The sequence below is a fragment of the Spiroplasma endosymbiont of Anurida maritima genome (assembly GCF_042465095.1).
Taxonomy (GTDB): Bacteria; Bacillota_I; Bacilli_A; order Mycoplasmatales; family Mycoplasmataceae.
This window is the reverse complement of sequence record NZ_CP102059.1, coordinates 508933-521650: the sequence shown is the minus strand read 5'-3', so window position 1 is coordinate 521650 and position 12718 is coordinate 508933. Positions and strand designations below refer to the sequence as shown.

At 27.2% G+C, this 12718-nt stretch carries 8 protein-coding genes; all 8 read right to left on the bottom strand.

The genetic code is table 4. The features are described 5' to 3' along the window. Positions 1 to 165 precede the first annotated feature (165 nt). Entirely contained in the window at positions 166 to 1584 is a 1419-nt protein-coding gene (locus NPX79_RS02530; RefSeq protein WP_381415485.1) for a glycoside hydrolase family 1 protein, read from the bottom strand. Between the two features lie 17 nt (positions 1585 to 1601). Next, on the bottom strand, positions 1602 to 4220 hold the full coding sequence (locus tag NPX79_RS02525; RefSeq protein ID WP_381414869.1) for a PTS glucose transporter subunit IIA: 2619 nt from the start codon (positions 4218 to 4220) through the stop codon (positions 1602 to 1604). Between the two features lie 136 nt (positions 4221 to 4356). Continuing rightward, positions 4357 to 5115: a MurR/RpiR family transcriptional regulator gene (locus NPX79_RS02520; protein WP_381414868.1), complete on the bottom strand. Its 759-nt coding sequence runs from the start codon at positions 5113 to 5115 to the stop codon at positions 4357 to 4359. Between the two features lie 58 nt (positions 5116 to 5173). Further along, complete coding sequence (locus tag NPX79_RS02515) at positions 5174 to 7807, bottom strand: glycoside hydrolase domain-containing protein (RefSeq protein WP_381414867.1); 2634 nt, start codon at positions 7805 to 7807, stop codon at positions 5174 to 5176. A gap of 78 nt (positions 7808 to 7885) precedes the next feature. Further along, positions 7886 to 8254: a 50S ribosomal protein L7/L12 gene (rplL, locus tag NPX79_RS02510; RefSeq protein ID WP_381414866.1), complete on the bottom strand. Its 369-nt coding sequence runs from the start codon at positions 8252 to 8254 to the stop codon at positions 7886 to 7888. 26 nt (positions 8255 to 8280) lie between these two features. Next, a complete protein-coding gene (rplJ, locus tag NPX79_RS02505; protein ID WP_381414865.1) occupies positions 8281 to 8772 on the bottom strand; it encodes a 50S ribosomal protein L10 in 492 nt (163 codons plus the stop codon). 224 nt (positions 8773 to 8996) lie between these two features. After that, positions 8997 to 11192 carry a lipoprotein gene (locus tag NPX79_RS02500; protein WP_381414864.1) on the bottom strand — a complete coding sequence of 732 codons (2196 nt, stop codon included), beginning with the start codon at positions 11190 to 11192 and terminating at the stop codon, positions 8997 to 8999. Between the two features lie 179 nt (positions 11193 to 11371). After that, positions 11372 to 12691, bottom strand: a complete 1320-nt coding sequence (locus tag NPX79_RS02495; RefSeq protein WP_381414863.1) for a hypothetical protein — start codon at positions 12689 to 12691, stop codon at positions 11372 to 11374. Between the last annotated feature and the right edge of the window lie 27 nt (positions 12692 to 12718).

Below are 12718 nucleotides of genomic sequence, written 5' to 3'. Positions count from 1 at the left end.
ATATACATATTATATCTTTATAAACAATAAAAAACTCCAAGGGAGTTTTTTATTTATTATCTCTTTTATTTCTTTGTTTTTCACTTTAATAATTACATTAATAATTTTAAGGGGTTTTTACATAGGGGTTTTATTTTTATGGGGCGTTTTAATATTGGTGATAATTTACATTATATTATCACCGTTGTTTTTTATCATTTCTTGATATCAAAAGAATGATTTTTTACGATATCTTTTCATTTCTTTTAAATCCTTTTCATCGCGGTCAATATAAATAAATCCATAACGTTTTGAAAATCCTTGGTGTGTTGAAACTAAATCAATAGCTGTTCATGGGTTGTAACCAATAACATCTATTCCTTCAGAAATAGCTTCACGCATAGCTGCAATGTGTTTTTGATAGTAATCAATACGATAATCATCATTTACTGTATTATCCTTATTTAGAGTCTCTCTAACACCAATACCATTTTCAGTTATTAATAATGGCAATCTGTATCTTTCGTGAACTTCTCTAAAAGCATATCTTAATCCCATTGGATCAATTTCTCAACCATATTCTGTTTTATCAAGGTTTTGGTTTTTTACACTTCTAAACATTCCCGGAATATCAAATCCGACTTGTTGGTCCATAACTTTATTCATTTCTTCTGCATCAGAATGTTCAACTGTCATTGATGTGTAATAGTTAAAAGCAATATAATCTGGTTTAGCTGCTTTTAAAATTTCTAAATCACCTTTTCTTAAATCAAGCTCCACTCCTTTATCTTCAAAATATTTTAAAGCTATTGGGTTGTACTCTCCACGAACATAAGCGTCTAAATATAATCAGTTACGCATAACTCCAGCATTCATTGCTGCAATTTGGTCCTCTGGTTTATTTGTATTAGCATAAGCTGGAGCTACATTCGGAGCTGGCCCGATTAATCCTTTTTGTTTTTTTTGATAGTTTTTATGATAGTTAGCCATAACTAAAGCATTAGCAATAAACATTACATGATTTTTGTTAAATGCTTCTGTAGCTGTAAATCTTTTACCTTTTGAAAACATTCCAAATTTTAAGTTTGATAGTGTTATAACATTTTGTTCATTTATTGTTAATCAATATTTAACTTGATCTCCTAATTCTTGAAATAAAGTGTCTGCATACTTTTCAAATGCAGGAACAATTAGTTCGCGATTAGATCATCCACCCTTTTCTTCTAAAGCAAGTGGTGTGTCAAAGTGGAAAATAGTTACAATTGGTTCAATGTTACTAGCTCTTAGCTCTTTAATAACATTTTTGTAAAAATCTAATCCTTCTTGATTTACTTTTCCATCTCCATTAGGAAAAACTCTTGCTCAAGAAATTGAAAATCTAAATGATTTAAATCCCATTTCTTTCATTAAAGCAATATCTTCTTTGTAGTGGTGGTAAAAATCTGAAGCTACCGAGAAATCACAATATTCATCTCCATGGTTTGCAATATCCATAATTGTTTTTCCTTTACCACCTTCAGCTGTTGCTCCTTCACATTGGTAAGCTGAAGTTGATGCTCCTCACAAAAAGTTTTTAGGAAAGTTTTTTAAATTTTTCATAAATATATCCTTTCAAAGTATTTTTAAACACTTGTTTGTTTATTGTTTTTAATATGTTTAATAAAGATTTTTTTAGAAAATTTTGTATCTTCTTTGTTTTCAAGTTCATAATTAATATTCAATGATTTAATGCCATTCTTATAATTTGTTTTCAACTCATTAATTTCAATATATTTTTTTAAGTTTGAAGTATTTAAAAATTCAAATAACTGATTTACTTGTTCCATAAATTTTGTTTGAAAGTTTGTTAACCATTTCATGTTATCAAGGTTTTCATTTTTTAATTTCAAAATATTTTCTTCAAGTTCATTTGTTTTAGAATTATTAACAATATCAACATACCTTTGTTTTAGTTTTAATATTTTTTCTTTATTTTGTTTATTAATATCTTTTTTTTCTTCTGCTTTAATTTTTTTAAACAATGCTTGTTTTTTTGCTTCTTCTTTTGCAAATAAATTATCAAGTTTAGTTTGAGAATTTGAAACTTTTATAATACCTTTTTCTGCCAAGGCAATTTTATCTAAATCCTCTTTTGTTATGAAGGCTGATAAAGCATTAATATATTTACTTAAAATAACAGTAGCTTCTTTTATAGAAATATTATTTGCTAATGCATAATATTTAATAATATTTTTATTTACATGTTTAATAACTTGTTTTTCTAAAGGACGCTCACGATACATTAATACCGTCATCCCAAAAGCTGTTCCTAAAGTTATTAAAATAGCTGTTACATATCATATAATATTCATTACTAAACTTAATGGTTCACCGGTAAATGCGTTGTTAGCACTATTAGCAATTACCCCATTAACATCTTGATTTATAATTGGATCAGAAATATAAGCGGCTAAGGAAAATATTCCTAATCCCCCGGGTTTNCTAGCTTCCGCTCCCATTAACCCTGAAAATAAACCTCCAACAGCTGAACCTGTTACAGCAGCAATAAATGGTCTAATTTTTGGAAAGTTAATACCATAAATAATTGGTTCTGTAATACCAACTATACCAGCCGGAATTGATCCATAAGCCGTTTGTTTTAGTTGAGCATTTTTTGTTCTAATAGCAACAGCTAATACTGCACCAACTTGCCCAAATGTAGCAATAGATATTCCGGCCATTAATGTGTTTGGAATTCCTTGTGCAACACCTAAAGAAATTGGTAAAACAACCGCTATATGCATTCCTGTCATAACTAAAGGTTGTCAGAAGAAAGCGTATACCGCAACTCCAAATCCAAATGGAATTTTTCCTAAGTTAGCAACAACAAAAGTTACACCTTGTTCTACTAGATATAACATTGGTCCAACTAAGAAAAATGTCATTAATGTTACAAAAGAAAATACAACTAATGGTCTAAAAATAACATCAATTGAAGTTGGCATTCATGTTTTTACTCATTTTTCAAAATGATACAACATAATAGCTGATGCAATATGTGGCAATATTGATGATGTATAAATTTGTGCATTTATTTCTAAATCACCAACTTCAAATATTAATCAACTAGCACCAATACCTGCAATTGGGTTTGCAATAGCCAAGGAAATAAATAGTTGCATAACTGAATTTGCACCTAAGTATTTAGCGGTATTATAACCAATAAAAACTCCTAAAAATTTTAAAGCAATTTCAGCAATTATATAAAATATGGCACTAAATACATTAGCGTCATCCAACGGGATTTGTCCAGCTGAGGTTCCAATATCTTGCATTGCACCAGATAAAACTAATAAAGATTTTATCCCCATTAACATACCAGCTGTTAATATAACCGGTAAAGATGGTAGCATAATACCACCTAACGCTGAAATCATTCTTTTACCAAATGATTTTTTTACAACTTTATTATTATCACCGGGTTGTTTATTTAAGTTATCAACATAAGTTATTAGAGAATCTTTTACTTTATAAACTTCTCCACCAATAATAATTTGAATTTGATTTCCGGCTCAATTAATACCTTTAACCATTTTAATATTTTTAATTTTTTCTACATTTACTTTATCTTTAGATTTAATTTCAAATCTTAACCTTGTCATACAATTATACACATTAGTATAATTACCTTTTTCACCCACAAGATGATAAATTTCTTCAGCCACCTTTTCATAAATAGATTTTTGATTTGAAAGATCTAAGTTTTCTACAGTTAATTTTTCAGGTTTTGCTTCTTCAAAAACAAACTCACCAATTAATTGACCTTGTTCAACTCTTTGATCATTTACTAATAAATTAAAAGTTGCATTTGGATAATCTTTTGTATCAATTACTAATGGAGTATTTGTTTTTAAGTTGTTTTCCTTAATTAAATCTAAATCAGCTGATGTTATAACAGATTGTAAATTTAACATATCATTTAAAGCTGCTTTTTCTTCAAAGGGTTTACCTTCTAATGTAACTGTATCAATCCCAATATGAATCAACATTGTTGGTCCATCACTTGATTTAACATAGTAAGCATGCTTTGTTGGAAAAATCATTTTTAATTCTCCGCTTTCAAAGGGAGAGAAAAAATCATTATTTTCGGGAATAATATAACACCCAACTCCCAACATCCCTTTAGAAAAAACACCATCATTTAATGATTTAATGTCTTTTATTATTCCAGATGTTGGAGCATATATTTTTACTCTTTTCATTTGTTCCTTTCTAATATTAATAAAAAAATATTTTGTTTTTGTATATCTATATAATAATATTTTCTAATAATATAAGATAATAAAAATGCTAATAAAAAAACCAATTCAATATTTGTGAACTGGTTTATAAAATTATTTAATCATCTAGATTTAACATAATTTGCATAATAATGTAATTCAAAATCATAATTCTTATGTTTGGTGTTCTGGGCAACTTATTAGTATCGATGTTAATTTTGCTTAAATATTTATGAAATTTCGGAAAATGTGAATCGCTAGCTAAAACTATAATATTATTTGTTTTTTCTATCGCATTTTCATATAAATAATCTAAAGATTTGGTATCTTGCCCACTAACAAAGAAAAAAATTACATCATCTTTTTTAACATTATTCAAATGTGTTAATGAATATAGTTTTATGCGATTAAAAATTACATTTTCTATTCTTGGAGAAATAATATCAGAAAAACTATCGGCAACTCCATCTAATTGAAAAGCAGAAAAAATATAAAGCTTTTTTGTTTGATTTAAGATTTTAGAAATTTTAATAAAATCATCATTATATTTTGCAAAATCTTTAATAATATTAACTGTTCGATCTTGTTGATCTAACAATCTTTCAAGTTTATTAGTTAAATTTGTTCGTGTTTTTGAAGTGTAATGTTCTGTAATAATTTTTAATCGTAATAAAAATTCTCGATAACCAGAATAACCTAGCTTCTTACAAAAACCTGTAATTGTTGATTTTGAAACAAAGCACTTTTCAGCCAGCTCTCCAATTTCTAAGAACTTACGGTTTAAAAAGCAATCATATAATTCTTTTGCAATAATTTGAGTTGTTGTTTTTTCTTCACTTGATGATAAATAGTTTAAATTATCTAATAATGATTTCATATTAACTCCACTAACTTATAAATATATTGTATAGCAATAATCAAAACATAAAGATGTTTTAAAATGAATTAATATAAGTTTTTAAATTTTCAACTTGTTGATACATTGTATGATTTTTTGATGATATAAAATCATTAATACTAACACTATAATTTGGAATTTCACTTCATTTATTATTTGTGTTAGAGTTTAAGTCTAAATTTCAATTAATATAATCTTTAATTATTTTGACTTCATTATCGGTAATTTCTTTGCTTTTATTTAGTGAGTATAATTTTCAAATATATTTATTAGCATTTTGAATATTAACTAACCTTAAACTTTTATGAACATTTTTTTTATCTCCAGGATAAATAATAAAGTTGTCCCCGGGTTCATGTTTATTACCTTTTATTACCCCATCAAGAGATATATCGTTTTCATCAAAAGAATCTAGCCCAAAGCGGTCAAATCCATTTGCTCCGTATTTATAAGATAAAAATGTTGCAAACACTAAATCGCTAGGTACAGATGATAAATATCCTCCTGGAAAATTATTTCAAGAAGAGTAAAACCTTAAGTGTTGATTNTTTTTGTTTTCTTCTTTCGACCATTTCTTTAAATTCTTCTTGTTTTTGTTTGCTNNAGCATCTTCATAGTTTTTCAAATACTCTCGTTGTTGTAATGTTATTTCATCATAATCATCAAATATAGTTTCAAGTTCATTAACATCCATAGGATCATTAGCTTTAAATTGTCATCCCACATATGCATGGTTTTTAATTAATTTTCTCTCCGGATCAATTGCTTCAAATTTATTTATTATTCTTGAATTAATTTCTTTTTTAGTTTCATCAAAAGAGTAAAAAAATTCAATTTTATTATATGAAGCATTTCCACTTTTTCTTTCAGAATCAATATGGTTTGTTAATGATTCAGCAATTTTTGGCATCATATGTTCTATAAATTGGTTAAACAATGTTGAAGCATAACCCGTATTGCTTTCAATAAAAGCATCTTTTATCATTACTCTTGCTAAAACTTTTTGTTTAGGATCACCACCGCTGCTATTAATTTTTTCATTATTTGTTTTATATAAAAAATTAAATGGATTAGTATTTCTAGCTACAACTGGAATAAATACTTTTTCATAATTATGATCTGCTAAAAATTCAATGTATTGATCTAAAATATCAAAATTTAATTCTCAAGATATTTTTTCTGTGTTAAAAATTGATGTTAAATTTGCTTGATCAACATCACCTCAAAAATCTTTTACATTTGTTGCTGTGTTATTTGTGCCAATATATTTAATATATGGAAGACCAAAATTTGGCACATAACCATATTTTGCGTTATTTTCTTTGTGTAAATCTTCAAATAATTTACCATACTTATTATCAAGAGATCTGTTTTCTCCAGGCAATTGTTCTTCATCGTAATTTAAAAATTCTGGCAATGTGTTTCGATAATTAGTTATTCTACTGTAATTATTTTCTGGTTTAGTGACAACATTTGTTGCTGAACCTTTATTAAATATAGGTTTATCATAAACATTATCTGATAACTTTGATATTCTTTCCTTGATTTTGCTTGTAATGACGTTAATTCTTAAATAATTGCTTTCTTCTTTTGGAATGGTTTCATTATAATAAGCACTATTTTTGTTAGAAACCATATATTCATTTGAGCCCACAACAAAAAAGTAACCTTGTTCATCTTCTTTAATTAAACCGTGGTGCCCTAATGCTTGTACATCTGCAACATATGTATCACTTGGCATTGATTTATTATTGGCTTTTAGTTCTTTTAATAAAAAATCTTCTGTAACCTCATTAGGATCCTGATTTTTTAAATTAATTGTTCTATTAGTAATTACTTTATCAAATTGTTTTAAAATAAATTTTTGTGAAGTTCCTGGAAAACTCATAGAATCTGATCCAAACTCTTTTATATTTAAATCTTCTTGACTAATAACTTTATTTTTTACTTCAATTTTTTTAGAGACATTAAAGTTTTTTTCGATTTTATGTTCTTCATCAAAATATTTAACATTTAACTTAGCATCATATAAACCCGGCATTGTAAGTTTATTTGTTGTTACAGAAAATAAAATTGGTTGAAAATCGAATTTCATATATTCAATATTGTTTGTACCTATTTCATCAAAATTGTAAAAAACTCCTTTATAACTTGCTGGGTTGAACTGACTTTTATTAGAATTTTTAGCTTTAATAGGTTTAATAAAGTTGGCATTTAATTCTAAATTATCGTATTCTGATTCAATAAAATTAACTTCTAAATTTGTAATTTTTGAATTTGTTTTTTCTTTAAATAAAATTATTTGTTCATTTTGTGTGTCATCTTTTCAAACTTTTAATGGCTTATTGTTGATTGGTGTTCTTTTAACATTTTTTAAATTACCATTAAAATAAATTTGCTCATTTGCAGCTTCTAAACTATTTGATCTATCTTTATAAGTTGCAAAATTGAATTCCGATGCTCCGAAAAAATAATCAATATTTTTATCTTTTGATTCACTTTCTTTTTTAAATTTTTTTGTGGGTCCATACTGATAATTGTTTTCTCACTCATTTACAAATGTGTTTGGTGATTTAAAGTCTAATAATAAAAATACCAATAAAAGTGTAGCTGATAATGAAATTAAAACTATTATGGATATGGCTGTTTTCTTAAGAGAAAATATCTTCATAATTTGTTTCCTTTTTTATTACTTACATTTTAACAAAAAAAAACGCTTTAAACCCAAAGGCAGCGTTTTAAAAATTAATTATTTTAATTCAACTGTTGCTCCAGCTGCTGTTAATTTTTCTTTTAATGCTTCAGCATCAGCTGTTGCAACATTTTCTTTAATTGTTGCTGGTAATGCTTCAACCATTTTTTTAGCTTCCATTAATTGTGCTCCAGTAATTTCTTTTACTTCTTTAATTAATGCAACTTTTTTAGATGCGTCCATAGCTGTAACAACTACAGTAAATGCTGTTTTTTCAGCAGCTTCTGCAGCTCCACCAGCTGGTGCTGCAACTGCTGCAGCTGCAACAACACCAAAGTGATCTTCTATTCTTTTAACTAATTCATTTAAATCAGCAATTTTCATCTCTTCTAAAGTTTTGATGATTTCGTCAAATTTTTTATCCATAATAATAATCTCCTATTTGTTTAAATTTATTCTGTTTTTGTACTTGCAACTTCTTTAATAGCAATTGCTGTCATACGTAATGGGTACAGTAAGCTTGATGCAAACATTGAAAGTAATTCATTTTTTGTAGGTAAAGATGCCACTTCATTTAAGGCCGCTGTATTTAACACAACCCCTTCTTGAATAGCAGCTTTTAATTTTAATGCTTTGTGCTTTTTAGCAAAGTTAGCTAGTTCTTTAATTAAAGTATTGCTATCTCCACTTGTAAAAGCAAACGCATTTGGACCTGTTAAAAAGTCACTAAATTCTTTTTTGCCAGCTTTTTCCACTGCGATGTTTACTAAATTGTTTTTATATATTTTAATTTTTGAGTCACATTTTCTTAGAATGTGTCTTAACTCTGTGATTTCTGCTACAGATATATTGTGGTATTCAACAGCAACAGTACATGTTGAATTAACAATGGTATCATGTATTTCTGAAACCACTTTTTCTTTTTTAATTAATGATGGTTTCAAAGTTATACCCTCCGTAAATATAAAATGGTAATTAAAAATTAATTACCACAGATTATAAGATATATGTTCTATATATTTTATTTCCTATACAACAAATTAAGGCGTCCCGGTTGTAGTCTGTGGTTTAATAAAGTACCATTTATTATTTTACAATATTAAAGACAAATGTCAAGATTGTTTTAATGTTATAAAAATTTTATAAAGTTATTTATTTATTAATATATTTATAAAATATCTCCTGAATATCCAGGTTTTATAAATTCTCCGTTTGATTTAACAAAAACATAGTTTGTAGCCCCATATTGTCAACGAGCATATTCTGGGTCCGAATTTTTAGTTACAACATTATAATTATTCAATGGAAAACCTATCCCCCCAATGTAAAGTATTGAACTAATAAATGGATCAGATCTTCTTCCAAATAATTCAGGTATTGCAAACAAATGTTCTCATGATGTATATAATACATCCGTTGAACCTTCAAATAGTTCTGATTGGGTAATTTCAGAATTAACAGTATCTAATAATGGTTTGTATAAATTTGTTTCAGGTGTTCAAGATCTTGTACTACTTATTACTTGTTTTTGTTTATCAATAAGACGTTCTATAATATATGATGGTTTTCTATTTAAAAGAGTTGCTCTTTCAAAATCAACTTCATTAAGAATAATTGGATTTGTACCAGATCTAGATAAGTCTTCCAGAACCATTCCTTGCCTATAACCACCAAAGTCACTAAGGTAGACACTGTGTCCAAACAAGTTTGAAAGAATACTTGTTACTTTAACACCCTTTTTACTTTCGATTAAAAGATCATAAGCATAACTTAAAATTTCGCGATAATTATCATTTAATGACTTATTTTCTTCAACCATTATATATGTTTGCAAATTATCAACTAATGGTAACGGGATGTTATCATATGTTCAAAAATTAATTGATGTTTTTCCACCATCAACTAATGTTGTGTCTGTAAAAACTCCTTCTTTAGAACCAGAATCTATTCGATAATTATCCTGAACTTTTAAACGATTTTGAACTTCGCTGTCAATAAATTTATAGTCGCCTTTGGTTGAATAAAAATCTTTTAAAGGTTGAAAGTACTTTCCGTTTAATCCAGTCCCTGTTGAATATTCAACTCCATCAAAATTGTAATTGTATGTTGTATTATATTCTCGATCATATGATAAGACTCCAGGAATTTTACCTCATAAAACTCCATCGCCACTTCTTGAATTAACTAAATTTTGAACGTTCATAATGTTACCATATAGTCCAATTTCAATAAAACTCTCTTTATTACTAAAATCAAAACTAATGTCTCCATCTGATCCTTCTAGGAAATGTTCATTAAAAGATTTAAAAGTATTATGATTTATTAAGTTTGACATTAGTGTTTCTTCTGCCATAACAGGTTTAACTCTTGTATCATCTTCGGGTCTTTCATCAAAACTTACAGGTGATATAAATTTTTCATCATATAACATTGAATTTGTTTTTCTGTCTAAAGTTCCACCTTCAAATAAATTACTTTTATAACCTAAATTCATGAAATTAAACTTTTCAATTTCAGCAAAACTACCATCACTTAGTTGAGATTTTTTTGCTATTTTTGTAATATCCCCATCGGTTGCATACAATGCACTTGTGTCTTTAAAACTTTCTATACCTTTATGACCTTCATATGTTAAAGCGTGTTCTCTTAAAAGCTCAGGTGTATTAGGTAAGTCTTCTTGCAACCATTCCATAACATCATAAAATTCATTAAGTCCTTCAGTTAAATATAAGTTAATATCAGAACCAGCAGCATTATGTGATGCTTCTTGACTATTGTCTAAATATGAGAAATTAACATTAAAATTACCTCGCAAGTTAAATGATTTATCTATAGTTTTAGCTTTAGCATCCATTTCTTTTCAATCTGGTCTTTCAGTTCTTTGTAAAACCATGTCTGATAAGTTAAAATTTTGCAAACTAAAATCACCAAAAGAAATTTCTGAAATAATTTCTTCTGGCATTAACCCAATAAATAAATGACTATATTTTTCAGTGGTTGAAAGTTCTAATGATAATTTATATAAAAAAGTTGCAGCCTTTTGGTTAATTTCATTTACTGTTTTAGGTAAAGAAGTTGCTTCAATTAACACTGGGAAACTATTATTGTCTGAAGCATCCTCAAATAAAAATTTTAATGATGCTAACTCAGATAAATCTCCTTGAAAATACTCAATATTTTTCTTTATAAAAAGACTAACTTCTTGATCAATTCTACTTGAAATTTCATTTAATAAAAGTTCTGTGTCCTCTCTTGATGGAGGATCTGTTACTACATTATCACTTGTTGGAGCACAAGCAACAACTGTTGCTGTTGCTAAAGTTACGATTCCTAATGAACCTAAAATACTTAACAATTTTTTCATTTAATTTTCCTTATATTTTATAAATAATTTTATTACTATAATATTATCATTTTCTAAATAAAAATCATATTATCAAAAATATAATTATTTAGCAATATAAACAGTCATTTTAATTAAATTATATATATTTCTTTGTACAAGTATTAAATATATATATTAAAAAGGTTTAATCATTTTATTTATGTAATATTTCCTGAATATCCCGCTTTAAAATCAGGGCCATTTTCTTCAGCAAAAACATAATTGTTAGCCCCGTATTGTCAACGAGCAAATTGCGGATTTTGTTTTGAAACAACATTATATTGATTGATAGGAAAACCTATACCTCCAATGTAAAGTATTGAACTAATAAAAGGATCTGACCTCTTTAGATTTAAATCTGGTATTGCTGAAAAATTATCTCATGAAGTATACATTACATTGGTTTCTGTTGTTAATACACTTGTATTATCGGTTTCACTGTTAAGAGTGTCTAATAATGATTTGTATAAATTTGTTTCCGGTATTCAAGAATGTTTACTTTTTATTTTCTCCTCTTGTTTATTTACAAGAGCTCCAATAACTTCTGATGGTTTTTTATTTAAAAGAGAAACTCTTTTAAAATCTGTTTTATTAAGAATAATAGTGCTTGTTCCCCTTCTAGGAACTCTATCTAATTTAATTCCTTGTCTTCAAACCCTTCATAATTCATCAAAAAACGAAGAAATACCAAACATGTTAGAAAGAATACTTGTTGCTTGATCATTTTCCTTGCTTTCAATTAAAAGATCATAAGCATAACTTAAAATTTCGCGATAACTATCATTTAATGACTTATTTTCTTCAACCATTATATATGTTTGCAAATTATCAACTAATGGAAGTGGTATATTATCATAAGTTCAAAAATTAATTGATGTTTTTCCTCCATCAACTAATGTTGTATCCGTAAAAACTCCTTCTTTAGAACCAGAATCTATACGATAATTATCTTGGACTTTTAAACGATCTTCAACGTTACTATCAATAAACTTATAATCCTGTTTTTGTTCATAAAATGATTTTAATGGTTCAAAGTAACTTCCTTGTAAACCAGTTCCTGTCGAATATTCAACTCCATCAAAATTGTAATTGTATGTTGTATTATATTCTCGATCATATGATAAGACTCCAGGAATTTTACCTCATAAAACTCCATCGCCACTTCTTGAATTAACCAAATTTTGAACGTCCATAATGTTACCATATAGTCCAATTTCAATAAAACTTTCTTTTTCTCCAAAATCAAAAGTAATATCTCCGTCAGATCCTTCTAATAAATAATCATTATATTTGGAAATACTATTATAATTTACTAAATTTGACATCAATGTTTCTGTTGCTAAACTGGGTTTAAGTCTAGTATCATTTTCAGGATTCTCTGGAACAGATACATGAGACTTAAAGCTTTTATCGTACAACATTGTATTTGTTTTTGGTTTTTCGTCTGTAAATAAATTACTTGTATATGCCACATTCATAATGTTAAATTTTTCAATATCAGCAAA